This is a genomic window from Halomonas sp. I5-271120, from assembly GCF_030553075.1.
Lineage (GTDB): Bacteria > Pseudomonadota > Gammaproteobacteria > Pseudomonadales > Halomonadaceae > Onishia > Onishia taeanensis_A.
This window is the reverse complement of record NZ_CP130701.1, coordinates 1,653,131-1,678,212: the sequence shown is the minus strand read 5'-3', so window position 1 is coordinate 1,678,212 and position 25,082 is coordinate 1,653,131. Positions and strand designations below refer to the sequence as shown.

At 62.4% G+C, this 25,082-nt stretch carries 27 protein-coding genes; 10 read left to right on the top strand and 17 right to left on the bottom strand.

Going from position 1 to position 25,082, the window contains the following annotated elements; genetic code table 11:
• Nucleotides 1-19: 19 nt before the first annotated feature.
• The 17 genes from atpD to argC form a co-directional block, all read right to left on the bottom strand.
• Nucleotides 20-1,396 (bottom strand): F0F1 ATP synthase subunit beta, encoded by a 1,377-nt coding sequence (atpD, locus tag Q2K57_RS07490; RefSeq protein ID WP_112055643.1) that lies wholly within the window; start codon nucleotides 1,394-1,396, stop codon nucleotides 20-22.
• An 81-nt stretch (nucleotides 1,397-1,477) separates the two neighbouring features.
• Nucleotides 1,478-2,362, bottom strand: coding sequence for a F0F1 ATP synthase subunit gamma (gene atpG / locus Q2K57_RS07485; protein ID WP_304526492.1), 885 nt, complete (start codon nucleotides 2,360-2,362; stop codon nucleotides 1,478-1,480).
• Nucleotides 2,363-2,438: 76 nt separating this feature from the next.
• Nucleotides 2,439-3,983: a F0F1 ATP synthase subunit alpha gene (atpA, locus tag Q2K57_RS07480; RefSeq protein ID WP_304526491.1), complete on the bottom strand. Its 1,545-nt coding sequence runs from the start codon at nucleotides 3,981-3,983 to the stop codon at nucleotides 2,439-2,441.
• A 16-nt stretch (nucleotides 3,984-3,999) separates the two neighbouring features.
• Entirely contained in the window at nucleotides 4,000-4,539 is a 540-nt protein-coding gene (locus Q2K57_RS07475) for a F0F1 ATP synthase subunit delta (protein ID WP_304526490.1), read from the bottom strand.
• An 11-nt stretch (nucleotides 4,540-4,550) separates the two neighbouring features.
• Nucleotides 4,551-5,021, bottom strand: coding sequence for a F0F1 ATP synthase subunit B (locus Q2K57_RS07470; protein WP_304526489.1), 471 nt, complete (start codon nucleotides 5,019-5,021; stop codon nucleotides 4,551-4,553).
• A gap of 64 nt (nucleotides 5,022-5,085) precedes the next feature.
• Nucleotides 5,086-5,334, bottom strand: coding sequence for a F0F1 ATP synthase subunit C (atpE, locus tag Q2K57_RS07465; protein ID WP_013334203.1), 249 nt, complete (start codon nucleotides 5,332-5,334; stop codon nucleotides 5,086-5,088).
• 65 nt (nucleotides 5,335-5,399) lie between these two features.
• Nucleotides 5,400-6,263: a F0F1 ATP synthase subunit A gene (gene atpB, locus Q2K57_RS07460; RefSeq protein WP_304526488.1), complete on the bottom strand. Its 864-nt coding sequence runs from the start codon at nucleotides 6,261-6,263 to the stop codon at nucleotides 5,400-5,402.
• Between the two features lie 14 nt (nucleotides 6,264-6,277).
• A complete protein-coding gene (locus Q2K57_RS07455; protein ID WP_304526487.1) occupies nucleotides 6,278-6,664 on the bottom strand; it encodes a F0F1 ATP synthase subunit I in 387 nt (128 codons plus the stop codon).
• Between the two features lie 229 nt (nucleotides 6,665-6,893).
• On the bottom strand, nucleotides 6,894-7,823 hold the full coding sequence (locus Q2K57_RS07450) for a ParB/RepB/Spo0J family partition protein (RefSeq protein ID WP_304526486.1): 930 nt from the start codon (nucleotides 7,821-7,823) through the stop codon (nucleotides 6,894-6,896).
• 127 nt (nucleotides 7,824-7,950) lie between these two features.
• Nucleotides 7,951-8,721, bottom strand: coding sequence for a ParA family protein (locus tag Q2K57_RS07445; RefSeq protein WP_304526485.1), 771 nt, complete (start codon nucleotides 8,719-8,721; stop codon nucleotides 7,951-7,953).
• Nucleotides 8,722-8,792: 71 nt separating this feature from the next.
• Complete coding sequence (gene rsmG, locus Q2K57_RS07440; protein WP_304526484.1) at nucleotides 8,793-9,449, bottom strand: 16S rRNA (guanine(527)-N(7))-methyltransferase RsmG; 657 nt, start codon at nucleotides 9,447-9,449, stop codon at nucleotides 8,793-8,795.
• Nucleotides 9,446-11,350 carry a tRNA uridine-5-carboxymethylaminomethyl(34) synthesis enzyme MnmG gene (gene mnmG / locus Q2K57_RS07435; protein WP_304526483.1) on the bottom strand — a complete coding sequence of 635 codons (1,905 nt, stop codon included), beginning with the start codon at nucleotides 11,348-11,350 and terminating at the stop codon, nucleotides 9,446-9,448. Before mnmG ends, rsmG begins: the two co-directional genes overlap by 4 nt.
• Before the next feature lie 604 nt (nucleotides 11,351-11,954).
• Nucleotides 11,955-12,728 carry an amino acid ABC transporter ATP-binding protein gene (locus Q2K57_RS07430; RefSeq protein ID WP_304526482.1) on the bottom strand — a complete coding sequence of 258 codons (774 nt, stop codon included), beginning with the start codon at nucleotides 12,726-12,728 and terminating at the stop codon, nucleotides 11,955-11,957.
• Nucleotides 12,729-12,767: 39 nt separating this feature from the next.
• On the bottom strand, nucleotides 12,768-13,439 hold the full coding sequence (locus Q2K57_RS07425; protein ID WP_112055654.1) for an amino acid ABC transporter permease: 672 nt from the start codon (nucleotides 13,437-13,439) through the stop codon (nucleotides 12,768-12,770).
• Between the two features lie 159 nt (nucleotides 13,440-13,598).
• A complete protein-coding gene (locus tag Q2K57_RS07420; RefSeq protein ID WP_304526481.1) occupies nucleotides 13,599-14,363 on the bottom strand; it encodes a transporter substrate-binding domain-containing protein in 765 nt (254 codons plus the stop codon).
• A gap of 104 nt (nucleotides 14,364-14,467) precedes the next feature.
• A complete protein-coding gene (erpA, locus tag Q2K57_RS07415; protein WP_112055656.1) occupies nucleotides 14,468-14,830 on the bottom strand; it encodes an iron-sulfur cluster insertion protein ErpA in 363 nt (120 codons plus the stop codon).
• 214 nt (nucleotides 14,831-15,044) lie between these two features.
• Entirely contained in the window at nucleotides 15,045-16,079 is a 1,035-nt protein-coding gene (gene argC, locus Q2K57_RS07410; RefSeq protein WP_112055657.1) for an N-acetyl-gamma-glutamyl-phosphate reductase, read from the bottom strand.
• 149 nt (nucleotides 16,080-16,228) lie between these two features.
• Between argC and Q2K57_RS07405 the strand changes: the two genes are divergently transcribed.
• From Q2K57_RS07405 to Q2K57_RS07360, 10 genes are all read left to right on the top strand, one after another.
• The gene (locus Q2K57_RS07405; protein WP_112055658.1) at nucleotides 16,229-17,980 is read left to right on the top strand and encodes a chloride channel protein; all 1,752 of its coding nucleotides are present in this window, start codon (nucleotides 16,229-16,231) and stop codon (nucleotides 17,978-17,980) included.
• Nucleotides 17,981-18,034: 54 nt separating this feature from the next.
• Nucleotides 18,035-18,466, top strand: a complete 432-nt coding sequence (gene hemJ, locus Q2K57_RS07400) for a protoporphyrinogen oxidase HemJ (protein WP_304526480.1) — start codon at nucleotides 18,035-18,037, stop codon at nucleotides 18,464-18,466.
• A complete protein-coding gene (locus Q2K57_RS07395; RefSeq protein WP_304526479.1) occupies nucleotides 18,466-19,314 on the top strand; it encodes a hydroxymethylpyrimidine/phosphomethylpyrimidine kinase in 849 nt (282 codons plus the stop codon). The genes hemJ and Q2K57_RS07395 overlap by 1 nt, the downstream gene beginning before the upstream one ends.
• A gap of 2 nt (nucleotides 19,315-19,316) precedes the next feature.
• The gene (gene thiE / locus Q2K57_RS07390; protein WP_304526478.1) at nucleotides 19,317-19,979 is read left to right on the top strand and encodes a thiamine phosphate synthase; all 663 of its coding nucleotides are present in this window, start codon (nucleotides 19,317-19,319) and stop codon (nucleotides 19,977-19,979) included.
• Between the two features lie 87 nt (nucleotides 19,980-20,066).
• Nucleotides 20,067-21,356 carry a glutamate-1-semialdehyde 2,1-aminomutase gene (gene hemL / locus Q2K57_RS07385; protein WP_304526477.1) on the top strand — a complete coding sequence of 430 codons (1,290 nt, stop codon included), beginning with the start codon at nucleotides 20,067-20,069 and terminating at the stop codon, nucleotides 21,354-21,356.
• Between the two features lie 12 nt (nucleotides 21,357-21,368).
• Nucleotides 21,369-22,937: a bifunctional aminoglycoside phosphotransferase/ATP-binding protein gene (locus Q2K57_RS07380; protein ID WP_304526476.1), complete on the top strand. Its 1,569-nt coding sequence runs from the start codon at nucleotides 21,369-21,371 to the stop codon at nucleotides 22,935-22,937.
• 908 nt (nucleotides 22,938-23,845) lie between these two features.
• Nucleotides 23,846-24,028 carry a hypothetical protein gene (locus Q2K57_RS07375; RefSeq protein ID WP_181463096.1) on the top strand — a complete coding sequence of 61 codons (183 nt, stop codon included), beginning with the start codon at nucleotides 23,846-23,848 and terminating at the stop codon, nucleotides 24,026-24,028.
• A gap of 156 nt (nucleotides 24,029-24,184) precedes the next feature.
• A complete protein-coding gene (locus tag Q2K57_RS07370) occupies nucleotides 24,185-24,406 on the top strand; it encodes a hypothetical protein (protein ID WP_112055664.1) in 222 nt (73 codons plus the stop codon).
• Between the two features lie 17 nt (nucleotides 24,407-24,423).
• Nucleotides 24,424-24,546: a hypothetical protein gene (locus tag Q2K57_RS07365; protein WP_258396522.1), complete on the top strand. Its 123-nt coding sequence runs from the start codon at nucleotides 24,424-24,426 to the stop codon at nucleotides 24,544-24,546.
• A 126-nt stretch (nucleotides 24,547-24,672) separates the two neighbouring features.
• Nucleotides 24,673-25,077 (top strand): hypothetical protein, encoded by a 405-nt coding sequence (locus tag Q2K57_RS07360; RefSeq protein WP_112055665.1) that lies wholly within the window; start codon nucleotides 24,673-24,675, stop codon nucleotides 25,075-25,077.
• Nucleotides 25,078-25,082 lie beyond the last annotated feature (5 nt).

Genomic DNA, 25,082 nt, shown 5'->3' with positions numbered 1-25,082 from the left:
TCCCGTAGGGTGGACGACCTTACTTCATGGAGTTGGCTTTCTCGACCGCTTCGTCGATGGTGCCAACCATGTAGAAGGCCTGCTCCGGCAGCTCGTCGTAATCGCCATTGAGGATGCCCTGGAAGCCACGAATGGTTTCCTTCAGGGACACGTATTTACCCGGCGCACCGGTAAACACCTCGGCCACGAAGAACGGCTGCGACAGGAAGCGCTGGATCTTACGCGCCCGGTTCACGGCCAGCTTGTCTTCATCAGACAGCTCGTCCATGCCCAGGATCGCGATGATGTCCTTGAGCTCCTTGTAGCGCTGCAGCACGCCCTGCACGCGGCGGGCCGTGTCGTAGTGCTCGTCACCCACGACCAGCGGATCGAGCTGGCGAGACGTGGAGTCGAGCGGATCGATGGCCGGATAGATACCCAGCTCGGCGATCGAACGCGCCAGTACCACGGTCGCATCGAGGTGCGAGAAAGTGGTCGCCGGTGACGGGTCGGTCAAGTCATCCGCGGGCACGTAGACGGCCTGCACGGATGTGATCGAGCCATCCTTGGTGGAGGTGATGCGCTCCTGCAGGACACCCATCTCCTCGGCCAGGGTCGGCTGATAGCCTACCGCCGACGGCATACGACCCAGCAGTGCAGACACCTCGGTGCCGGCCAGGGTGTAGCGGTAGATGTTGTCGACGAACAGCAGCACGTCACGGCCTTCATCGCGGAACTTCTCGGCGATGGTCAGGCCGGTCAGGGCCACGCGCAGGCGGTTACCGGGCGGCTCGTTCATCTGACCGTAGACCAGCGATACCTTGTCGATAACGTTGGATTCGGTCATCTCATGATAGAAATCGTTACCCTCACGGGTACGCTCGCCAACGCCTGCGAACACGGAGTAACCGCTGTGCTCGGTGGCGATGTTGCGAATCAGCTCCATCATGTTGACGGTCTTGCCGACGCCGGCGCCGCCGAACAGGCCGACCTTGCCGCCCTTGGCGAACGGGCAGACCAGGTCGATGACCTTGATGCCGGTCTCGAGCAGTTCGCTGGTCGCCGCCTGATCCGCATAGCCCGGGGCCTTGCGGTGGATCGGCATGCGCTCTTGCTCGCCAATCGGTCCTGCTTCGTCGATCGGCTGACCGAGCACGTTCATGATGCGGCCCAGGGTCTCCTTGCCGACCGGCACGGAGATGGCTGCACCGGTGTTCTCGACCTCGGTGCCCCGCTTGAGGCCTTCGGTGGAGCCCATGGCGATGGTGCGCACCACGCCGTCGCCCAGCTGCTGCTGGACCTCGAGTACGGTCTCGCTCTGCGAGACATTCAGCGCGTCGTAGACCTTGGGAACTGCGTCCCGCGGAAACTCTACGTCAATCACCGCGCCGATGATCTGTACGATACGTCCGCTCATCTTGGTTCCTCTTAGATACCTGCAAATGAAACCTGTGTGCCTGGGCGGCCGGTCGCCGAGCGACGGCCAGGCCCAGTGGCGCTATACGGCTGCCGCGCCGCCAACGATCTCGGAGATTTCCTGGGTAATCGCAGCCTGACGGGCCTTGTTGTACACCAGTTGAAGCTCGTCGATCAGGTCGCCGGCATTGTCGGTGGCACTCTTCATCGCGATCATCCGCGCCGCCTGTTCACAGGCGACGTTCTCGACCACGCCCTGATAGACCTGGGATTCGATGAAGCGCACCAGCAGCCGGTCCAGCAGCACCTTGGCATCCGGCTCATACAGGTAGTCCCAGTTTGCGGGACGGCTGTGTTCTTCGTCTTGCGAGTTGTCGGCACCCATGTCGGGAGACAGCGGCAACAGCTGCCGCACGGCCGGCTTCTGGGTCATGGTGTTCACGAACTGGTTGTTCACCACGTAGAGCCGGTCGAGCTGGCCCGCATCGTAGGCTTCCAGCATGACCTTGACGCTGCCGATCAAGTCTTCGATCTCGGGGGCTTCGCCCATGCCACTGGTGGCCGACACCAGGCGTCCGCCGTACTTGCGGAAGAAGCCGCTGGCCTTGGCGCCCAGCGCGCAGAAGTCGAGCTCGACGCCCTTGTCCTGCCACGCCTTGGCATCCTTGAGCACGGCCTTGAACAGGTTGGCGTTCAGGCCACCGCACAGGCCGCGGTCGGTGGAGACCACGATGTAACCGACCCGCTTGACCTCGCGCTCGACCATGTAGTCATGACGATACTCGGGGTTGGCGTTGGCGATATGGCCAACGACATTGCGGATCTGGCGCGCATACGGCTGGCTGGCCGACATGCGCTCCTGGGCTTTACGCATTTTCGATGCAGCGACCATTTCCATGGCGCTGGTAATCTTCTGCGTATTCTTGATGCTCCCGATCTGGGTGCGTATCTCTTTTCCAGCTGCCATAGCGATCTACCTTTCGTTCGTGGCCCTCAGAACTATCCGTGGCCCGGCCGGGACACGCCCTGACCGGGCCGGGAAATCACCAGCTCTGAGTGGCCTTGAACTTCTCGAGACCGGCCTTGAGGCCTGACTTGATCTCGTCGTTGTAGTCGCCGCTGGCATTGATCGTGTCGAGCAGATCGCTGTGTTCGGCCTTCATGTAGGCATGCAGGGCATGCTCGAAGTCGAGCACCTTGCTCACGTCGACATCGTCCAGGAAGCCTTCGTTGGCGGCGTACAGGGACAGCGCCATCTCGGCCACGGACATCGGCGAGTACTGTTTCTGCTTCATCAGCTCGGTGACGCGCTGACCGTGTTCAAGCTGCTTGCGGGTCGCGTCGTCGAGGTCGGAAGCGAACTGCGAGAACGCCGCCAGCTCACGGTACTGAGCCAGGGCCAGACGCACGCTGCCGCCGAGCTTCTTGACGATCTTGGTCTGGGCCGAGCCGCCGACACGGGATACCGACAGACCGGCGTTGATCGCCGGACGGATGCCCGAGTTGAACAGGTTGGTCTCGAGGAAGATCTGACCGTCAGTGATGGAGATCACGTTGGTCGGAACGAACGCCGAGACGTCGCCGCCCTGGGTCTCGATGATCGGCAGGGCGGTCAGCGAGCCGGTCTTGCCCTTGACTTCACCGTTGGTGAACTTCTCCACGTAGTCGGCGTTGACGCGCGCAGCGCGCTCCAGCAGACGAGAGTGGAGATAGAAGACGTCACCCGGGAAGGCTTCACGACCCGGCGGACGACGCAGCAGCAGCGAGGTCTGGCGGTAAGCCACGGCCTGCTTGGACAGGTCGTCGTAGACGATCATGGCGTCTTCGCCACGGTCGCGGAAGTATTCGCCCATGGTGCAACCAGCGTAGGCGGCGAGGAACTGCATCGGGGCCGGGTCGGCTGCGCCGGCCGCCACCACGATGGTGTGCTCCATGGCACCGTGCTCTTCGAGCTTGCGCACCACGTTGGCAATGGTCGACTGCTTCTGACCGATCGCCACGTAGACACAGGTGATGCCCTTGCCTTTCTGGTTGATGATCGCGTCGATGGCGATCGCCGACTTACCAATCTGACGGTCGCCGATGATCAGCTCACGCTGACCGCGGCCGATCGGCACCATGGCGTCGATGGACTTGAGACCGGTCTGGATCGGCTCGTCGACGGACTGACGGGTGATGACGCCCGGCGCGACCTTTTCTACCGCATCGGTCAGCTTGGCGTTGATGTCGCCCTTGCCATCGATGGGGTTACCCAGCGCATCGACCACGCGGCCGATCAGCTCCGGGCCCACCGGCACCTCGAGAACGCGACCGGTACATTGAGCGGTCATGCCCTCTTCGAGCTGCTGATAGTCGCCGAGCACTACCGCGCCGACGCTATCCCGCTCGAGGTTCAGCGTCATGCCGAAGATGCCGCCGGGGAACTCGATCATCTCGCCGAACATTGCGTCGGCCAGACCGTGGATCTTCACGATACCGTCAGACACGCTGACGATGGTGCCCTCGTTACGGGCTTCAGATGCGACATCCAGCTTTTCGATACGCTGCTTGATGATGTCGCTGATCTCGGAAGGATTCAGTTGCTGCATGCCATGTCCCTCAGACTCAGGCGGAAAGGGCCTCGTGGAGGCGGTTCAGTCGACCGCGCACCGACCCGTCGATGACGGTGTCGCCGGCGCGCAGGATGACGCCTCCCAGGAGGGTGGAATCCACCTGAGTGGTAATGGAGATTTCGCGGTTCAGACGCTTGGCCAGTGCACTCGCGAGCGTTTCTTGCTGCGCGTCGTCCAGCGCAAAGGCAGAGACGATATTCACGTCCATGCGCTTTTCTTGCTGGGCCTTGAGCAGCTCGAACTTCTCGGCAATTGCCGGCAGCGCGGCCAGGCGTCCCTTGGAGCCGACCTGGCGCAGGAAATTGCCGACCTCGTCGTTCACGGCGTCGCCGCAAAGATCGAGGAGCAGGTCCGCTTTCTGGGTGCTGGTCAGCTGAGGATTACTCAGTACCCGCTCACGCACGTCGCCATCTTGGGCGACCTGCGCAAGCGTTGCCAGCATGCCGGACCATTCGTCGAGCGCCTTCTTGCCAAGCGCATATTCGAAGGCCGCTTTAGCGTAAGGACGTGCGACGGTAGACATTTCCGCCATGGGTCACCTCCTCAAAGCTCTTTGGCGAGTTTGTCGACAAGTTCGCTGTGCTTCTTCTCGTCGATGGAGGATTCCAGGATACGCTCCGCACCAGCAATGGCGAGGCGCGATACCTGCGCACGCAGCTCTTCCTTCGCGCGGTTCACTTCCTGCTCGATCTCGGACTTGGCAGAGGTGATCATGCGATCGCCTTCTTGGCGAGCCTGCTCACGTGCTTCCTCGATCATCTGGCTGGACCGCTTGTGGGCCTGGTCCAGGATTTCTGCTGCCTGTTCCTTGCTCTCACGCAGTGTCTCGTTGGCCTCTTCTTGGGCCACCTCGAGGTCGCGTGTCGCGCGGCTGGCAGCGTCCAGGCCATCGGCGATCTTCTTCTGGCGCTCCTGCAGAGCTTGCATGACCGGCGGCCAGACAAACTTCATGCAGAACCAGACGAAGACCGCAAAGGCAATGGCCTGGCCGATCAGGGTAAGGTTCAGATTCACGCCGGCACCTCTCGCGTCACAGGTTTGGGGTTAAGATCACGACGGGTCTTGAGACCGTCGCAATTTAACCGACAAACGGATTGGCGAAGGTGAAGAACAGCGCGATACCCACACCGATCATGGTCACGGCGTCCAGCAGGCCGGCGACGATGAACATTTTCACCTGCAGCATCGGAATCATTTCCGGCTGACGCGCGGCGCCTTCCAGGAACTTGCCGCCGAGGATACCGAAGCCGATAGCGGTGCCGAGGGCGCCCAGGCCGATCAGCAGGGACACAGCGATAGCGGTCATACCCAGAACTTGTGCTTCCATGGTTCTCTCCAGTTTTCAGTCAAATGGTTAAGGGTTAAGGGTTTAAGGGTTATCGGTTGTGAAGCTTAGTGCTTCTCCACCGCCATGCTCAGATAGACGATGGTCAGCATCATGAAGATGAAGGCCTGCAGGGTGATGACCAGGATATGGAACACCGCCCAGGTGAAGTGCAGCGGCAGCTGCCACAGCCCGATCATGGCGACCAGGATGAAGATCAGCTCACCGGCATACATGTTGCCGAACAGACGTAGACCGAGCGACACCGGCTTGGCCAGCAGGGTCACGGTCTCGAGCAAGAAGTTGACCGGCACGAACAGCGCCTGGATCAGCTTGTTGGGCGAATTGAACGGATGCAGCGTCAGTTCACCGATGAAGCCGGTAAAGCCCTTCTCGCGAATGGTGTAGAAGATGATCAGGCCGAAGACGGACAGCGACATGCCCAGTGTGGCGTTGATGTCGGTGGTCGGCACGACCTTGAAGTAGACGTGCGCCGGATCGGCACCAAACATCACCCCGATCTTCTGGGCGAGCAACGGCAGGATGTCCACCGGCACCAGGTCCATCAGGTTCATCAGGAAGACCCAGCAGAAGATGGTCAGCGACAGCGGTGCGATCAGCTGGCTCTTGCCGTGGAAGGTGTCCTTCACCGAGTTGTCGACGAATTCGATCATCAGCTCGACGAAGTTCTGCAGCCCGGAGGGTACCCCGGTGGTCGCCGCCTTGCCTGCCTTGCGGAACAGCCACAGGAACAGCACCCCCAGGCCGATCGACCAGCCGAGCGTGTCAAGGTGAATCGCCCAGAACCCCATGTCGGACGCTTCCTGAGCGGAATGCGCCATCGACCAACCGTGTTCCGGGTGATTCCCGAAGGTCAGGTTCTGCAGGTGGTGCTGGATGTACTCCGTAGGAGTCTGGTTGTTGCCTGCCATACTCTGCCTCGATTTCAGGTGTGCGACGGTCGACGTAAAAGCCAGGGACCCAGCCAATGCACCAACAGCGTCGCCACGTAAGCGCCAAAGAAGAAAGCGGGATTTGAGGGAGGCACTGCCACGAACACCAGCGTGAACAATGCCACCGTCAAACCAAACTTGCCGGCTTCAGCTCGATAGAAGCCCTTGACGATGTCTTGAGTATGTCTTGCCCCCTGATACCGGAAGGCGCGCCAGACGAAATAGGCATTGGGCAACAGTGCCACTGCGCTTCCGGTCAGCGCCGATACCCCGCCGCCGCTCCCGGCGGCCAGCATCCCGAGGGCGCTGGCCACGGCCAACATGAGACTCTGGGCCACGAGCAGGCGTCCAATGGGTGGTCGCTTGAGCTTGGCTGCCACCGGTAATCCCCTGCCTCGCGTCGTCTCACGCTATCGTCTGTCCGTTTTTGCCGCTAAAACTCACGACAAACTCCGGCGCGATTATAGGGAAGGCCCTTGGCGGCTTCAACCAAAGCTATCGCGATTTTGTACGATATTGCTTCAGTAGACGACCAATAGCCCGCTAAACGTCGACAAATCACGTTAGCTTGCTAAAAGAAGCCAAGCCGAATGTACGGCTTTTTTGCGCCTAGCGGATATGGCCAAGGATGCCGTCCAGCTCATCGAGACTGGTATAGCGAATGGTCAGGCGGCCCTTGCCACTGCGCCCGTGCTGGATCTTCACCGGGGCACCCAGCAGCTCGCCGAGCTGATTCTCGAGGCGCACCACGTCAGTCGAGCGCGGCTGGCTGTCGGGCTTGGCCGGTGCGCCTTCGAGCAGTTGCTTCACCAGTGCTTCGGTCGCGCGCACCGTCAGGTCCTTGTCGACCACCTCGTGAGCCGCCGAGCGCTGAGCCGCGCCGGACAGTGCCAGCAGGGCGCGGGCATGGCCCATGTCCAGATCGCCGCGCTCGAGCAGGGTCTGCACTTCCGGGTCCAGCGACAGAAGGCGCATCAGGTTGGCGACCTGGGCCCGCGACTTGCCCACGGCATCGGCGACCTGCTGCTGGGTCAGCTCGAATTCGTCCTGCAAGCGCTTGAGGGCCATGGCCTCTTCGACCGGGTTAAGGTTCTCGCGCTGGATGTTCTCGATGACCGCCAGGGCCAGGGCGACCTGGTCGCTGACCTCACGAATGACCGCGGGGATGACGTCGAGCTCGGCCAACTGCGCGGCACGCCAGCGCCGCTCACCGGCGATGATCTCGTAACGGTTGGCATCGATCGGGCGCACCACGATGGGCTGCATCACCCCCTGGGCGCGGATCGAGTCGGCCAGTTCCTCAAGCGCCTCGGGCTGGATGTCGCGGCGCGGCTGGTATTTGCCTCGGGTCAGCTGTCCGAGCGGCAGGCGTTCGAGTCGCTCCTGATCCTGCGGGGCGAGATCTTCCGCGGCATCGATCGGCACCATGGCCTCGCCGTCGGCAGCGTCAAGAGTCTCATCGGGCTGAAGAGAACGATGGCGGGAACCGGCACCGATCAGGGCATCCAGGCCTCGTCCCAGGGCTCGCTTACGCGTCATCTGGCAATCCTCGAAATCGATCCAACATTTCAGTCCCCCGCGCAGCCATCATTGGCTACTCGGGCGCGGTGTCAGGCCATGCATTACCGCCACTTCGCTGACATTACGGTCTAGTCAGTTAAGGCGGCTAGATCAGCTGACGACGAATCAGCTCCTTGGCCAGCACCCGATAGGCCTGGCTGCCGCGGGAGAAGCGGGCATATTTGGTCACCGGCAAGCCGTGGCTTGGGGCCTCGGCGACGCGCACGTTGCGGGGGATGGTGGTCTTGAGCAGGCCATCGCCGAAGTAGTCCATCAGCTGCTTGCTGACATCGCGGGTCAGGCTGTTACGCGCATCGAACATGGTGCGCACGATGCCCAGCACCTCGAGGCTTGGATTGACGCTTGCCTGCAGCTGCTCGACGGTATCGAGCAGCGCGGAGAGGCCCTCGAGCGCATAGAACTCGCACTGCAGCGGAATCAGCACGCCGTGGGCGGCGGTCAGGGCGTTGACGGTGAGCATGTTGAGCGAGGGAGGGCTGTCGATCAGTACCACGTCATACTCGCTCGCCACGCTCTGGATGGCGTTATGCAGGCAGCGCTCGCGGCCCTGTTCGCGATCGAGTAGCGCCACCTCGGCGGCGGTCAGGTCGCCGTTGCCGGGCAGTAGCGCATAGCCGGCGACGGGGCAGTCCAGGATCACTTCGGAGGCCCGTTTATCGCCAAGCAGCACGTCGAGGACGCTGCCGTCGAGCTCGTGCTTGTCGACGCCGCTGCCCATAGTGGCATGGCCCTGAGGATCGAGGTCGACCAGCAGCACGCGGCGGTCGAGCGCCGCCAGGCTGGCGGCGAGATTGACGGCCGTGGTGGTCTTGCCCACCCCGCCCTTCTGGTTGGTCAAGGCGATGATCTTGGTCACGAGCGGCATCCTTCCTGGGTCCGGCTCCCTGAAAACCGGGGCAGCCTTGGTGGTCGCATTGCAGCGCTGTCTCAGTCGGTACGGCGGGCCAGCGTCAGCAGGTGGCGCGCGCCTTCCTCGCCAGGCACGGCCAGGGCGCGTCGCTCGACGAGAGTCACCCCGTCAGGCAGAGCGGCCAACTCTTCGTCGCTGGCCTTACCCTTCATGGCCAGCCATTCACCGTCCTTGGCCAGCAGCGGGTCGGTCAGGCCGATGAAGTCCTCGAGGCTGGCGAAGGCCCGGGAAATCACCTGATCGAAGGGCGTGGCCTCGAAGGACTCGACCCTCGCCTGGCTGGGCGTGACGTTGGTCAGGCCCAGTTCGAACACCGCCTGGCGCTGGAAGCGGACCTTCTTGCCGTTGCTGTCGAGCAGCGTAACCTGAAGCTCCGGCTTGAGAATGGCCAGCACCAGCCCCGGCAGGCCCGGGCCGGCGCCGACATCGAGCAGTCTCGGGCCGTGCACATGGTCAAGCACCGAGGCGCTGTCGATCAGGTGTTTGGTGACCATATCATCGAGCGAGCGTACCGCGGTGAGGTTATAGGCGCGATTCCACTTGTGCAACAACGCCAGCAGGCCCAGCAACCGCTCGCGCTGGCCGGCCTCGGGCGCGATCTCGAGGGCCGCGAGCCCGTCATCCAGCCGAGCCGCCACGGCCTCGGGCACGGCGTTGACCAGGGCCTGATTCATGCGCTCACCGCCTGACTGTCATCCAGCAGGCGACGCTTCTTCAAGTGGATCAGCAGGATCGACACCGCCGCCGGGGTCACCCCGGAGATACGCGCGGCGTGGGCCAGGGTCTCTGGGCGAGCGGCTTCGAGCTTCTGGCGGATCTCATGCGAGAGCCCCTCGACGCGCTGATAGTCAAGTTCAGCGGGAAGCGGCGTCGCCTCGTGGCGCTTGAGCTTGTCGATTTCTTCCTGCTGACGATCGATGTAGCCCTGATATTTGGTCTGGATCTGCACCTGTTCGGCTACCGCCGGATCCTCGACCGGCTCACCGGCTATCCCGGGAAGCCCGGCGACATCGGCGTACTCGAGTTCGGGACGACGCAGCAGTTCGGTGAGGCTGTATTCGCGGGTCAACGGCTTCTCGACTTTTGCCTCGAGCATGGCGGCGGCATCACTGCCCGGCTGCACGAAGCTCGTCCTGAGACGCTCGGCTTCTTGTTCGATGGCCTCACGCTTGGTGGTGAAGGCCTCCCAGCGGGCGTCATCCACCAGCCCCAGTTCGCGACCGATCTCGGTCAGGCGCAGGTCCGCGTTGTCTTCACGCAGCAGCAGGCGGTATTCGGCCCGCGAGGTGAACATGCGATAGGGCTCCTGAGTCCCCAGGGTGATCAGGTCGTCGACCAGCACCCCGAGATAGGCCTGATCGCGGCGCGGTGACCAGCCTTCGAGCCCTTGCGCGCGGCGTGCGGCGTTGAGGCCCGCCAGCAGCCCCTGGGCGCCGGCTTCCTCGTAGCCTGTGGTGCCATTGATCTGGCCGGCGAAGTACAGGTTGTGGACAAATTTGGTTTCCAGGGTGTGCTTCAGATCGCGGGGATCGAAGAAATCGTACTCGATGGCATACCCCGGACGCGTGATGTGCGCGTTCTCCAAGCCCTTGATCGAGCGCACCACCTCGAGCTGCACGTCGAAGGGCAGCGAGGTGGAAATCCCGTTGGGATAGAGTTCGTGAGTATCCAGGCCCTCGGGCTCGATGAAGATCTGGTGGCTCGCCTTGTCGGCGAAGCGGTGCACCTTGTCCTCGATGGACGGGCAGTAGCGCGGGCCGACCCCCTCGATGGAGCCAGAATACATCGGCGACCGATCGAGGTTGGCGAAGATGATCTCGTGAGTGCGCTCATTGGTATGCGCGATGTGACAGCTGACCTGGTCGGGATGCATCTCCCGGTTTCCAAGATACGACATCACCGGAACCGGGCTGTCGCCGGGTTGCTCTTCGAGATCGGTGAAGTCGACGGTACGGGCATCGATCCGCGGCGGTGTGCCGGTCTTCAGGCGCGCCACGTTGAACGGCAGCGCCCGCAGGCGCTCTGCCAGAGCATTGGACGGTGCGTCACCGGCGCGACCGCCGCGGCTCTGGTCGAGGCCAATATGGATCACGCCGCCGAGGAAGGTCCCGGTGCACAGCACCACGCTCTCGGCGAGGAAGCGGATACCGGTCTCGGTGACCGCGCCGCGTACGGTGTCGCCATCAACGATCAGGTCGCCGGCCGCCTGCTGGAAAATGGTCAGGTTGGGCTGGTTTTCCAGCATGCCGCGAATCGCCGCCTTGTAGCGGACCCGGTCGGCCTGAGCACGAGTAGCGCGAACGGCGGGGCCTTTGCGGGCATTGAGCCGGCGAAACTGGATGCCACCCAGGTCAGTGGCGAGCGCCATGGCGCCGCCGAGCGCATCGATTTCCTTGACCAGATGGCTCTTGCCGATCCCGCCGATGGCCGGATTGCAGGACATCTGGCCCAGCGTCTCGATGTTGTGGGTCAGCAGCAGGGTCTTGGCACCCATGCGAGCAGAGGCCAGGGCGGCTTCGGTTCCCGCATGGCCTCCGCCGATGACGATGACGTCAAAACGGTCGGGGTAATCCACGTTGCACCTCGAATGGCGCCGATGGCGCCGTGTCCATAACCGTCGTCAAACGACGGGGTGAGAAAGCAGCGGCACAGTATAAACCTCCTGTGGGTAACCGTCAGGGGTTTTCCACACCCGGATTCTCAGCCAGCCGCTTGAGCGAGGGTTCTATATAAAATACAGATTAAATAAGAAAGAAGTTCTGTTGTTGTAGTAACTACTGGTGTGGACACTTTCTGTGGAAAACCAAGATATCCTCATATTTATCAGTTCCCTGAAATGTTGACCGATCGTGTGAAAAACGGCGGAGGGCGTGCGTACAGTCTGTCGTGAGCCTGTGGACGAAAGAGCACCTTGTCCACAGTTGCAAATGACCCAAGGTTATCCACCGAGCCTAGCCTGGGTTGTTACCGCGGCGGTCAACATGCGAAACCGATACCCGCGAAGACGCTGATGCCGGCGGTCGTGGAAGGATTTGGGGCCTGTGTGAAAAAATCTTGTCCACAACCCAAAAAAAGGGCCTGTCGAGAAGTCGACAGGCCCTGTGAGGTGCCACTATCAGGTCTTTTGTAGCTGTACCTGAGCGATTACTGGAAGATTGGCAATGCGTTAAATCCGACGATCAGTGTTTGAGCACGCGGCCCAGGAAGCTCTGGGTGCGTTCATTCTGCGGGTTGTCGAACACGTCTTCCGGCTTGCCCTGCTCGACGATCTGACCCTGGTGGATATAGATCACGCGGTCGGCCACTTCCCGGGCAAAGCCCATCTCGTGGGTAACGATCATCATCGTCATGCCGGCCTTGGCCAGCTCGCGCATGGCATCCAGTACCTCGCCGATCATCTCCGGGTCCAGGGCCGAGGTAGGCTCGTCAAAGAGCATCAGCCTTGGCTCCATGGCAAGGGCACGGGCCAGCGCCACACGCTGCTGTTGGCCCCCTGAGAGCTGACCTGGCAGCTTGTCGGCCTGGTCGGCGATGTTGACCTGTTCAAGCAGTCGGTCGGCGTTTTGGGTGGCCTCTGTCTTGCTGCTGCCACGGACCTTGATCGGTGCCAGGGTGACGTTGTCGCGCACGCTGAGGTGCGGAAAGAGGTTGAACTGCTGGAAGACCATGCCGACCTCGGTGCGGATGGTCTGCAGCGACTTGCTGCTCTTGCCGTTAGGCAGCAACTCGTTGCCGTCGACTTCGATATGGCCGTGCTGGAATTCTTCTAGGCCGTTGATGCAGCGGATCAGGGTGGACTTGCCAGAGCCGCTGGCCCCGATGATCACCACCACCTCGCCGTGGCTGACCGAAAGCTCGATGTCCTGCAGCACGTGCAGGCTGCCGAAGAACTTGTTGACCTTCTCCATGCGCACGATCAGCTCGGCGCCGGGCTCTGTCTTGATATCTGTCATGATCGGTTCCCTAGTTGTACCGATGTGCGTGTACCGGCGTTATTGACCTACCAGTCCCTTGCGCTCGAGCAGGCGCAGGGCCAGCGAGAGGCTCAGGGTGATCGCGAGATACAGCATGGCGACCATCAGGTAGACCTCCAGGGCACTGAAGGTGGTGGCGATGTAGATCTGCCCCTGGCGAACCAGCTCACCGACGCCGATCACCGAGAACAGCGAGGTATCCTTGATGCTGATGATGCCCTGGTTGCCAAGCGAGGGGATCATGCGGCGAAAGGCCTGAGGCCAGATCACGTAGCGGAACGACTGGGTACGCGACAGGCCCAGCGACAGGCTAGCTTCTCGCTGGCCGCGTTCGATGGACTGCACGCCGCCGCGCACGATTTCCGAGATGTAGGCGCCGGAGTTGACTGCGATGGCAGCGATGCCGGCCACCAGCGCATTGACCGGACCGCCGATGATCTGCGGCAGGCCATAGAAGATGAAGAGCACCTGCACCAGCACCGGCGTGCCGCGGAAGATCTCGATATAGGCGATGGCTGGAATGCGCAGCCAAGCGACCGGGCTGATGCGCAAAAGGCCAAACAGGATGCCGATCAGAAAGCCGATGGCGAGACCACCGAAAGAGATCAGCAGGGTGTAGGGAATCCCCGTCAGCAAGTAGGGAATCGAGGATATGGCGGCCTGCCAGTCGAATTGAAAGGTGACGTCCACGAGGGATCTCCCGTCCAGAAGCTTCGTCAAATAGAGGGGGTAAAGAAGGCGTTGCCGAGGGCGCTACGCAAAGGGGTCGAGCCTAGTGACTCGACCCCCTGCGACTGAGCCATGTCTGGCCGTTCGCAAACGTCTCAGACACAGCGCCGGCTGGCCGTATTATTCGGCGCTACCAAACCACTTTTCGTGGATCTCGTCGTAGGTGCCGTCTTCACGCATGGCCGCGAGGGCATCGTTGACGGGCTTGACCCACTCGCTGCCTTTGACCAGGGCGATGCCGTATTGCTGGCCTTCATAGAGTGGTCCCACGACCTTGGCTCGGCCTTCGCCGCGGGTCTTGGAGAAGTAGCCGACGTTGGGGGCATCGTAGAAGACCGCATCGACGCTGCCGCCGAGCAGGGCCATGTACATGTCGGAGCTGCCCGGATAGGGCGTGATGGTTGCCTCGTCGCCGAGGTTCTCGGTGAGGTAGTCGTAGCTGGTTGAGCCGATCTTGGTGCCGATGGTCATGCCAGCCAGGTCGTCGATGGTGCTGACGCTATCGTTGTCGGCGGCGACCATGATGCGCAGGCCGCTATCGTAGTAGGGATCGGAGAAGTCGACGATCTCGCCGCGCTCGTCGGTAATGGTGATGCCGGCGATGGCGATATCCACGTTACCGGTCTGGATCGCCGGGATGATGCCGTTGAAGTCCATGGTGTTCAGGTTGACATCAAAGCCGGCGCGATCGGCGACTTCGGTGATGATGTCGATATCGAAACCGACCATCTTGCCGGAGTCGGTATCCATCATCTCGAAGGGCACGAAACTCGGGTCGGTGACCACATCGAGGGTCGGCTGGTCGGCGGCGCTGGCAAGGGTGGACATGCCAAGGCCGAGGGCAAGAGAGGAAAGCAGAGAGGCTTTTTTATGCAGTGTTGACATGAGGTTCCCCGTTTGGAAATTTTGTTTACGGAACACGCCCTTAACAATGGCGAGTTCCCGGGGAAGCGTCAAGTTGAAGAAAAATGCGCCATTTTGACGGTGATTTACACCATGAAGGAGGCGCCACAGCCACAGGTGCTGGTGGCATTGGGGTTCTGAATCACGAAGCGGGCGCCGGCAAGGCCTTCCTCGTAATCGACCGTGGAGCCGACCAGATACTGGTAGGACAGCGGGTCGACGATCATGGCGACGTCGTCGAAGGCGATCAGGGTATCGTCATCGCTGGCATCATCGGCGAAATCGAAACCGTACTGGAAGCCTGAGCAGCCACCGCCGGTGACGTAGACACGCAGCTTGAGTGCGGAGTTGCCCTCTTCGGCGATCAGCCCACGTAGGCGCCGCTGGGCGCTCTGGGACAGCTGCATCGGCTTGAGGGACCCGGGGTCAAAGGATTCGGCACCGCTCATGGAGATTCTCCCGCGGTTGATGGAATGGGGTTGATGTGGGGATTATCCCCAATCCCCAGCAAAAGGGTCAACTTTGTTAGGGATTGGGCGAAGCATACCGGACACAAGATGCCGCAAGGGCGCTGTGAATACCTCCCTGTACGCTACTTTTTCCTTCCCTGGAAAAAGACCCTTACGGCAACTTGTACCCGTGCCTCGCCCATGGGGAGGGGAATCAGGGCATCAGCGCCGGCGCCTGGAGGCCGGTCATTTCGTCGAAGCCGAACATCAGGTTGAGGTTCTGGATGGCCTGGCCGGAGGCGCCCTTGACCAGGTTGTCGATCACCGACAGTACCACCACGGTGTCGCCATCGCCGGGACGATGTACGGCCAGCCTGCAAATGTCGCTGCCCTTGACGCTGCGGGTCTCCGGGTGGCTGCCGGCGGGCATGACATCGACGGCGGGTTCGTCCTTGAAGCGGGTCTCGAACAGCGCCTGCAGATCGTCAGGCTCCTGTGTCAGCCGTCCGTACAGGGTGGCATGGATGCCGCGAATCATCGGCGTCAGGTGGGGCACGAAGGTAAGGCCCACCGGCCTCTTGGCCGCACGACCCAGGCCCTGGCGGATCTCGGGAAGGTGGCGATGACCGCTGGCGCCATAGGCCTTCATGGATTCGCTGGCCTCGGCCAGCAGCGAGCCCACCTTGGCACCGCGCCCGGCCCCGGTGACGCCTGACTTGCAGTCGGCGATCACATGCTCGATATCGATCAGGCCGGCTTCGAGCAGCGGCAGGAGCCCCAACTGCACGGCGGTGGGGTAGCAGCCCGGCACCGCAATCAGGCGTGCCTGGCGGATTGCCTCGCGATTGACTTCGGGAAGTCCGTAGACGGCCTCGTCCAACAGCTCGGGGGCGCCGTGGGGCTGGCCGTACCACGCGGCCCACTCCTCGGCGTCTTCCAGGCGGAAGTCGGCGGACAGGTCGATCACCCGGGTACCGCGCTCGAGCAGCTCGCCGGCCAGCGCATGGGCGACACCGTGCGGGGTGGCGAAGAACACCGCATCACAGCGGCCCAGCAGCTCGGCGTCCGGGGCGGTGAAGACGAGGCCCGGATAGTGGCCGCGCAGATTGGGGTAGAGCTCATCCACGGCGAGCCCCGCTTCAGAGCGCGAGGTAATGGCCGCTACTTCGACCTGAGGATGCTGGGCCAGCAGCCGCAGCAGTTCGACGCCGGTATAGCCGGTGCCTCCGACAATGCCCACCTTGATCACGATGTCCCTCCTTAGGTGCTGGCTTGGGTACTGGGTCGACCTCGATGCGGTCGAGTCTGAAGAGATGGTCCCGATATGATACACATGTCAGACAATGACAGGTGGAATCCCGGCCCCACCATGGGCCCCTTGGTCAAGGACGCGCCGACGTGCCACGCCCTCATCTTCCCGATCTGAGCCTTGCGACTTTCCGTCGCAAACTGGCCAACGTCGATGCCCTTCCCCAGCTGTGCGTGCTGGGGACAATCGCCGGGCTCGCCACCGGCAGTCTGATGGTGGGCTTTCGCCTGCTGCTGGACCTGGGGGCGCTGGCCTTCATGCCTGGGGCCGATTCGGAGGCCTTCGAGGGCTTGCCTGCCTGGTTTCGTGCGCTTCTGCCCTTGGCGGCGGTCGCGCTGATTGGGGTGGGCCTGTGGCGACAGCCCCCGGCGGCACGCAAGCTTGGTGTCGGGCATGTGATCGAGCGGCTGACCTATCATCAGGGACGCTTTCCGATGCGCAACTGGATCAACCAGTGGTGGGTCGGGGTGGCCTCGGTGCTCGGCGGGCTTTCCGCCGGTCGCGAGGGGCCGGCGATCCATCTCGGCGCGGCGGCGGTCAGCGGCATCGGCGAGCGTCTGCGCCTGCCCCACAACAGTCTGCGGGTGCTTGTCGCCTGTGGCACCGCGGCGGGCATCTCCGCCTCCTTCAATACGCCGGTCGCCGGAGTCATCTTCGCCATGGAAGTGGTGATGATGGAGTACACCATCGCCGGCTTCATGCCGGTGATCCTGGCCTCCAGCATGGGAGCGGTCGTCGCCCAGCTAGTCTACGCCACCGAGCCGGCCTTCCAGGGCTCGAGTGTGGCGCTGGATTCCTGGTTCAACCTTTCCTGGATTCTGGTCAGCGCGCTGGGTATCGGCCTGCTGTCCGGCGGCTTCATTCGTCTGGCCAAACTCACGACAGGCTTTGCTGCCTGGCCGGTCGCGGTGCGTTTGACCCTGGTGGGGCTCGCCACGGGACTGGTGGCCTGGTGGTACCCCGAAGTGCAGGGCATCGGCTACGACAGCCTGGCGGCCACCCTGGACGGCGAGCTGGCGGTGAGCGTGCTGGTAGCCCTGGCGCTCGCCAAGCTGGGGCTGACCGCGCTCACCGTGGCCAGCGGTATTCCCATCGGCATCATCGGGCCGGTGCTGGTGTCTGGCGCTGCCGCCGGAGGGCTATGCGGTCTGCTCGGCCACTGGCTGTGGCCCGCGGCGGCGGCGGACCCGTCGCTGTTTGCCATGCTCGGCATGGCGGCGATGATGGGCGCGGTGCTGCAGGCGCCGCTGGCGGCACTGATGGCGCTGCTCGAACTGACCCACAACCCCAATATCATCCTGCCCGGCATGCTGGCGGTGGTCATTTCAGGGCTCACCGCCCGTCGCCTGTGTCGCTGCGAGGGGTTCTTCATCAATCTGACCCGCCATGGCCTGCATCCTTTGCAGCAGCCGCTGGCGCAGGCGCTGTCACGGGTTTCGGTGCCGGCGGTAATGGAGCGCAGCCTGGTACGCAGCCAGCGCATGGTGAGCCGCGAGGAAGCCGAGGCGCTGCTGCATGCCAAGCCGGCCTGGGTGGTGATCGTGCGCTCAAGGGACGACAAGCCGACCCTGGCGCTCAAGGCCGCGGATCTGGCCCGGGTGCTGCTTGACGATGAGGCCTGGGCCAAGGAGCAGCAGATCGACCTGCTCGAAGTGCCCGGCCAGCGTCTGGACATGGCGCCAATTCATCTCGAGGCAACCCTCAGCGAGGCGCTGGATCGGCTCAACGAAGCGCGCGTCGATGCGCTCTACGTTGAAACCTCGATGGGGCCGATCAAGCGGCGCATTTCCGGTATCATCACCCGTGAGAGCATCGAGAACTACTATCGCTACACGCCGTGAGCGGGCGTGGCCCGGCGGGCCGCTACCCCTGCGATGACCTATGAGGAGTGGTGTATGTACTTATGGATTCAGGCCCTTCACCTGATCGCCGTAGTGACCTGGTTTGCTGCGCTGTTCTACCTGCCGCGCCTGTTCGTCTATCACGCCATGGCCCGCGATGCCGGCGATGAGCAGGCGATCGGCTACTTCACCACCATGGAACGCAAGCTGTATCGCGGCATCATGATGCCGTCGATGATCGCCGTGATCGTGCTTGGTGCGAGCATGCTGGCGATGGTGCCGGGGCTGATGAGCCAGGGCTGGATGCACGCCAAGCTGACCCTGGTCGTGCTGCTGATCGGCTATCACCACGTGTGCCTGGCCTATATGAAGAAACTGGCCGCCGGCACCTGTCAGAAATCTCACGTCTTCTTCCGCTGGTTCAACGAAGCGCCGGTCGTGGTGCTGGTCCTGGTGGTGATCCTGGCGGTGGTCAAGCCATTTTGATGCCCGATGCCAACGAATATGGACTGCATGACACCCGCCAGCTGCCGGTGGTGCTGGTGCTGGCCGGTCACGACCCTAGCGGCGGCGCCGGGCTAACCGCGGATGCCGAGACCATCGGCGCCTGCGGGGCCTGGCCGCTTACCATCCCCACGGCACTGACGGTGCAGAACAGTCGCGATGTCAGCGCTGTGATGCCCTGTCGCGGCGATGACATGCGTGCCATGGCCGCTGCACTGAGCGAATTCACGGTCTCAGCGATCAAGGTGGGACTGGTGGCGGATCTCGAGAGCCTGGATGCGGTGGTCGATATCGTGCGTCGCTATCCCGGCGTGCCGGTGGTGGTCGATCCGGTGCTGCGCGCCGGCGGCGGGCGCGAGCTGAGCTCCGCCGAGCTGATCGATGCCTTTCATGAACGGCTGCTGCCGCTGGTGGATATCCTGACGCCAAACCGGGACGAGCTGGCGCGGCTTACCGACTCCTGTTGGCAGAATGATACCGATCGCGCCATCGCGCTGATGGCCGCAGGATGCCAAGCGGTGTTGGTGACCGGGACCGATGCGCCGGCGGCGGGGAGCGCCGTCGACAAGGTTGTCCACACCCTGCATACGCCGGACAATGGCCGTCAGTGGCAATGGCCGCGCCTGGCCGGCAGCTTTCATGGCTCTGGCTGTACCCTGGCCGCGTCCCTGGCCGCTCATCTGGCGGCCGGTGAGAGCCTGATTCAAGCCTGTGAGCTGGCTCAGGAATACACCTGGCAGACGCTACGCCATGGCTGGCGCCCGGCTGATAGGCAGACGCTGCCACGCCGCCTGTGGCGCCATCCTAGCCCTGCCATCACTTCGGAGTGACGATGATCGAGCCTGACTGGACCCGTGGCCTCTACGCCATTACCGACGCGGCCCTGCTGCCGGATGACGAGCGCCTCCTGAACGCCTGTGAGGCAGCGCTGCGCGGTGGTTTGGCACTGCTGCAATACCGGGACAAGTCCGACGACGGCGAGAAGCGCTGGCGCCAGGCCAGCGAACTGGCGGCGCGCTGTGCGGCGAGTGAGGTTCCGCTGATCATCAATGATGACCTGGCGCTTGCCGCTCGCCTGCGTTCGGCCGGCCACCGGAGAGTCGGAGTCCATCTTGGCCAGCAGGATGGCCATGTGGACGAGGCTCGCTATCGGCTGGGGCCTTCCGCGATCGTTGGTGTCACCTGCCACGATCGGCTGGATCTCGCCGAGCGGGCCGTGGCTGAGGGTGCGTCCTACCTGGCCTTTGGGCGGTTCTTTGACTCCCGCACCAAACCATACGCGTCGCCGGCATCGCTATCGCTGCTTGAGCAGGCCGGGCGTTTTGGCTTGCCGCGGGTGGCGATCGGCGGCGTCAGGGCCGATAACATCGCCGCGTTGCGCCGGGCCGGTGCCGATCTCGCCGCCGCCGTCGACGCGGTCTTCGGCGGTCAGGATCCCGAGGCGCGCGTCAGCGAGCTGAACCGACAGTTGGCCACGGCAGCGCTTGATTCATAGCTTATCCACAGGGCACTCACCGAAAGTTATCCGCAGTGTCCAGAGACTTATCCACAAAATTCGCTGCATCAGACCCGAGAGGCTTCCATGACCACCTCAGCAGAGCTCTTCGCACAGGCTTGTCGCCACATTCCGGGCGGCGTCAATTCGCCGGTTCGTGCCTTCAAAGGCATGGATCGTCCGCCGGTGTTCATCGAGCGCGCCCAGGGCGCCTACCTGCATGACGTCGAGGGCAAGCGCTACGTCGACTACGTGGGTTCCTGGGGGCCGATGATCACCGGGCATGCCGATCCGGACGTGCTGGGCGCGGTGCGAGAGCGCCTCGAGATGGGGTTGTCCTTCGGTACCCCGACGGCCATCGAGACCCGCATGGCCGAGCTGATCTGCGAGATCATGCCGTCCATCGAGATGGTGCGCATGACCAACTCGGGCACCGAGGCCACCATGTCGGCGATCCGTCTGGCGCGTGGCTATACCGGGCGTGACAAGATCGTCAAGTTCGAGGGCAACTACCATGGCCACTCCGACTCGCTGCTGGTCAAGGCCGGTTCCGGCGCCCTGACCCACGGCGTGCCGAGCTCGCCGGGCGTGCCGGCTTCGCTTGCCGAGCACACTGTGACTCTGCCCTTCAACGATATCGATGCGGTGGAAGCCTGCTTCGAAGAAATCGGCGACGAAGTGGCCTGTATCATCGTCGAGCCGGTGGCCGGCAACATGAACTGCATTCCCCCGCAGGAGGGATTCCTCGAGGCGCTGCGCCAGGTCTGCGACCGCCATTCGAGCGTGCTGATCTTCGATGAGGTAATGACCGGTTTCCGGGTCGCCAAGGGTGGCGCACAGGCGCACTTCGGGGTGACCCCGGATCTGACCTGCCTGGGCAAGATCGTCGGCGGTGGTATGCCGGTGGGTGCCTTCGGCGGCAAGCGTGAGGTGATGGAGCAGCTATCCCCCCTGGGGCCGGTCTACCAAGCCGGCACGCTGGCCGGTAACCCGCTGGCCATGGCGGCGGGCATTGCGCTGCTGACCAAGATTCAGGAACCGGGCTTTCATGACGCCCTGACCCAGCGCGTCGATACGCTCTGCGACGGCCTACAGGCTCGTGCCGATGCTGCCGGCATCGAAATGATCACTCAGCGGGCCGGCGGTATGTTCGGGCTGTTCTTCACCGCCCAGTCGCGGGTCGATAACTTCGCTCAGGCTACTGCCTGTGATGCCGAGGCGTTCCGCCGCTTCTTCTCGTTGATGCTCGACGAGGGCATCTATCTGGCGCCCTCGGCCTATGAGGCCGGCTTCATGTCCAACGCCCATACCCCGGAAGACATCCAGGCTACCCTGGATGGCGCCGAGCGTGCCTTTGCCGCCATGAACAAAGTCTGAGGAGGCATCTCGGTGAGCGATGTCCTGATCCAGGCCCTCCGCCAGGCGGCCTGCTATGACCATCCGGTGGGCGATATCGAGATCCACGAGACGCATATCTCATGGATCCTGCTGACCGGCGACTATGCCTACAAGATCAAGAAGCCGGTCGATTTCGGCAGCTTCCTGGATTTCTCGACACTGGAAAAACGCCACGCTCTGTGCGATCAGGAGGTGCGCCTCAATCGGCGCCTGGCGCCGAGTCTGTACCTGGACGTGGTGCCGGTCTGCGGTTCGCCGGAGGCCCCTCGCCTCAACGGTGACGGTGTGCCTTTCGAGTATGCGGTGAAGATGCGCCAGTTCAGCAACCGTCACCTGTTCAGCAACCTGCAGGCCGAAGGTGAGCTGTCGATGGAGCTGCTCGACGACCTGGTCGATCAGCTGGTCGACTTTCACGAGCAGGCGGACAGGATCGAGACGGCGAGCCACCATGGGAGCGCCGACTCGACCCGTGAGATCATGGCCCGAGAGTTCTCGCTGATCGGCGAGCGGCTGCCCGGTCCTGACGATGGCGAGCGGCTAAATGCGCTTAAGGAGCGGGTCAACGAGATGGAAGCACGGCTGGCGCCGGTGTTTGCCGAGCGCCATCGCGATGGTTTCGTGCGCGAGACGCATGGAGATATTCATCTGGGCAATGCGGTGCGCCATCAGGGCCGGGCGCTGCTGTTTGATGGTATCGAGTTCAACGATGCGCTGCGCTGGAACGATGTCGGCTGTGATCTGGCCTTCCTGTTAATGGATCTGGAGGCTCGCGGCGAGCTGATGCTGGCACGCCATGCGTTGAATCGTTACCTGGAGCTCTCGGGTGACTACGCACTGGTACGGGTACTGGACTACTACAAGATCTATCGTGCCCTGGTGCGTGCCAAGGTCGCCATGCTGCGCTATGCCGACCCCGGCCTAGCCGACGATGAGCGGACGTCGCTATGGTCTGAGTACCAGCGCCACCTGTTGCTGGCCGAAGGCTACAGCGAGTTCCGCTTCCCCTACCTGCTGATTGGTGTCGGGGTATCGGGTAGCGGCAAGAGCCGGTTCACCGGCGAGATGGTCAGGCGCCTGGGTGGCGTGCGGCTGCGCTCCGATGTTGAGCGCAAGCGTCTGTATGGATTCGCTCCACAGGCCGATAGCCAACAAGAGGGTGTGGATATCTATACCCCGGAGGCGACCGAGCGGACCTACCTGCACCTGGCGCGTCTCAGCGGCACTCTGTTCGAGGCGGGGCTATCGGTGTGTATCGATGCCACCTGCCTGAAGCAATCACAGCGTGAACTGCTGGCGGATCAGGCCGAGGCCCGAGGACTGGCGGTGATGATCATCAGTTTCGAGGCCGACGAGGCTACCCTGCGGTCACGCATCGAGAAGCGGGCACGACTGGGGGGCGATCCATCCGAGGCGAGCCTCTCGGTGCTCGAGCGTCAGCTTGAGCACTTCGAGCCCTTCAGCGAAGAAGAGCGCCGCCACCTGGTCCATCTGGATACGACCGCCAGAAATGCCAGCGAGACGCTGGCTGAACTGATCCATCAGCACATGAACCACCTCTGAAACGCCACGCCCTACGAAGACGTCGCTTGCCTATTTACAAAAGTATACGACGTTCTTCACCGCATTGTTTCCACTAGATTTTCCCCTCTCCACCTGGCTGTAGTCGGTGCCTGGTCTGCCAGGCGCCGACTTTTTGTATCACCAATGCATCATTGGTGGTAGCAACTTAATTTATTGAATTAAATAATAAACTGAGATTACTCCAGCGCTCTGCCATACGTTGGGTTGCAAGGATGAAACACTTTCCAAGCCAGCTGACGCCCGCTTTGTAAGGCTGTGTCGGGGTATCCTGGCCTAGCGCGATTTTATTTCCTGATACTTACAGTGATTTACAAACCGTTTCACAAGTTCTGGCACGCATTATGCCCTGTGAATAACGACTGCGAATGAATGTCGCCAGCCACTGACCGCTACAGGTTCTTTGACGAGTCATGGTTCGCAGCGAGAAGCAAGGGATCATATCCAGAGTGGAGAAACGGTCATGAAGAATTATGTAATCGCAGGTACATCAATGCTAGCCCTGGTAATGGCGATTTCCGCTGCACACGCCAACCCGAGTGCAGGTGTTGCCGAGAGAGCAGACCAGACGGTTAATTCAAATGCTACGTCAGTTGGCGGCAGCAGCGGCAGCGCCAATGGGGGGGGAGGCTTTGGAATGGGCTTTGGGGGCAGCTCCTCAGGCGGTGATTCCGATAGCAGCCTGGACTTGGACGATAGGAATAACACCTCAGGTCTGAATGCCGGCGCTGGTGGTACTGGCGGTTCAGGGTCTGGCACTGGCTTGGGTGGTGCAGGTGGTACTACCGGTCGCGGTGGTGACGCTTGGTCCATGAGCGAGTCCTACAACACTTCCACCAGCGTTATCTCGCTGCAGGATATGAGTTCTTCCGTGACAGGTTCTCGTATCAATGTCACCGGTGGCCGTGGCGCAGCTGGTGGTGCTGGCGCCGTCAGCGGTGATGCGGGTGCGATTAGCCTGGGGCTGGGTGCTGGCGGTGAAGGTGGCAACGGCACCGGTGGCAAGAGTGGCTATGCCGATGCCAATGGTGGTAACGGTGCTGCTGGCGGCGATGCCGGCGGGATGGGCGTAGGCATGGGGCTAGGCGCTAGTGGCGAAGCCGAATCTGAAGCCGGCTCTGGCTCTATGGCGGGTGGTCTTGCCTCAAGCTACAACGATGAAGATATGTCTCGCAGCACCCAGACCAGCCGGTCTGACAATGGGTCCAGCTCGGGTGCGACAGCCGGGAATGCCTCTTCTGGTGACGGCACCGGTGCTGGGACTGGTTCTGGCACAGGCACCGGTGGGGCCGGCGGTAACGGCGCTGCTGCAACTGCCTCAACCGGCGGCGGCGGTGCAGGCAACGGCGGCGGCGGCGGCGGCGGCACTGGCACTGGCGGAGCCGCAACGGCTGCTACCGGTAACGGTGGAGCTGGTGGTGCCGGCGGCGCTGGCGGAGCGGCTCTGCTGAGCACCGGCGCAGCCAACGTGAATGTCGCGGCTGGCAACTTCGGTGGCATCGCCAACATGAACGTCTCGACCGGGATCTACAACTCCCAGCTGGCCGGGACCAACGTGGCAGCGCACAGCAACGTCAACATCGGCAACTGAGGGTTGGGTTCGACCGGCATGACGTCGGAACGAACTCCTCCTGAGCAGTAACTGATAACGGCTGGCGGGGCTTGCTCCGCCAGCCCATTGCTCATCAAGAGTCTTCATAGCAAGGAGTGCCAGGCCATGTGCGCAGTCCGTGTTTCTTTGCCTCGGTACAAAGCAATCCTCATCGGTGTTGGGCTAGTCGCTGCTACCGGTATGAGTCAATTGAGTTATGCCGACGCCTCCGCTTCATCTACCTCTACCGGCTTCGATGATAGTAATAGTCTCGGCATGGAAGAAATGCAGGAAGCAAGAGGACGGGAAGGCATTAACCTCACCAATGTACAGAGTATCCAGAACATTGATACATCGGTGGACACGACCAGTTTCAATGTCTCCGGTGATGTCGTAACAGGTAGTGTCAACATCCAGGCAGACTCCCTGAATAGTTACAGCGGTGTCGGTGTGTTCAACATCACGACGGGCAATGCCAATGCCGTGAGTGGTGCGGTCGGTATAAGTGTTTACATCGCAAACCCCCAGTGATGGTT

Excerpts from the sequence above, each read along its gene's own strand:
- atpD (WP_112055643.1), bottom strand. The coding sequence starts at position 1,396 with ATGAGCGGACGTATCGTACAGATCATCGGCGCGGTGATTGACGTAGAG.
- atpG (WP_304526492.1), bottom strand. The coding sequence starts at position 2,362 with ATGGCAGCTGGAAAAGAGATACGCACCCAGATCGGGAGCATCAAGAAT.
- atpA (WP_304526491.1), bottom strand. The coding sequence starts at position 3,983 with ATGCAGCAACTGAATCCTTCCGAGATCAGCGACATCATCAAGCAGCGT.
- Q2K57_RS07475 (WP_304526490.1), bottom strand. The coding sequence starts at position 4,539 with ATGGCGGAAATGTCTACCGTCGCACGTCCTTACGCTAAAGCGGCCTTC.
- atpE (WP_013334203.1), bottom strand. The coding sequence starts at position 5,334 with ATGGAAGCACAAGTTCTGGGTATGACCGCTATCGCTGTGTCCCTGCTG.
- atpB (WP_304526488.1), bottom strand. The coding sequence starts at position 6,263 with ATGGCAGGCAACAACCAGACTCCTACGGAGTACATCCAGCACCACCTG.
- Q2K57_RS07450 (WP_304526486.1), bottom strand. The coding sequence starts at position 7,823 with ATGACGCGTAAGCGAGCCCTGGGACGAGGCCTGGATGCCCTGATCGGT.
- rsmG (WP_304526484.1), bottom strand. The coding sequence starts at position 9,449 with ATGAATCAGGCCCTGGTCAACGCCGTGCCCGAGGCCGTGGCGGCTCGG.
- Q2K57_RS07430 (WP_304526482.1), bottom strand. The coding sequence starts at position 12,728 with ATGACAGATATCAAGACAGAGCCCGGCGCCGAGCTGATCGTGCGCATG.
- Q2K57_RS07420 (WP_304526481.1), bottom strand. The coding sequence starts at position 14,363 with ATGTCAACACTGCATAAAAAAGCCTCTCTGCTTTCCTCTCTTGCCCTC.
- erpA (WP_112055656.1), bottom strand. The coding sequence starts at position 14,830 with ATGAGCGGTGCCGAATCCTTTGACCCCGGGTCCCTCAAGCCGATGCAG.
- hemJ (WP_304526480.1), top strand. The coding sequence starts at position 18,035 with ATGTACTTATGGATTCAGGCCCTTCACCTGATCGCCGTAGTGACCTGG.
- Q2K57_RS07395 (WP_304526479.1), top strand. The coding sequence starts at position 18,466 with ATGCCCGATGCCAACGAATATGGACTGCATGACACCCGCCAGCTGCCG.
- thiE (WP_304526478.1), top strand. The coding sequence starts at position 19,317 with ATGATCGAGCCTGACTGGACCCGTGGCCTCTACGCCATTACCGACGCG.
- hemL (WP_304526477.1), top strand. The coding sequence starts at position 20,067 with ATGACCACCTCAGCAGAGCTCTTCGCACAGGCTTGTCGCCACATTCCG.
- Q2K57_RS07375 (WP_181463096.1), top strand. The coding sequence starts at position 23,846 with ATGTCACCGGTGGCCGTGGCGCAGCTGGTGGTGCTGGCGCCGTCAGCG.
- Q2K57_RS07370 (WP_112055664.1), top strand. The coding sequence starts at position 24,185 with ATGCCTCTTCTGGTGACGGCACCGGTGCTGGGACTGGTTCTGGCACAG.
- Q2K57_RS07360 (WP_112055665.1), top strand. The coding sequence starts at position 24,673 with ATGTGCGCAGTCCGTGTTTCTTTGCCTCGGTACAAAGCAATCCTCATC.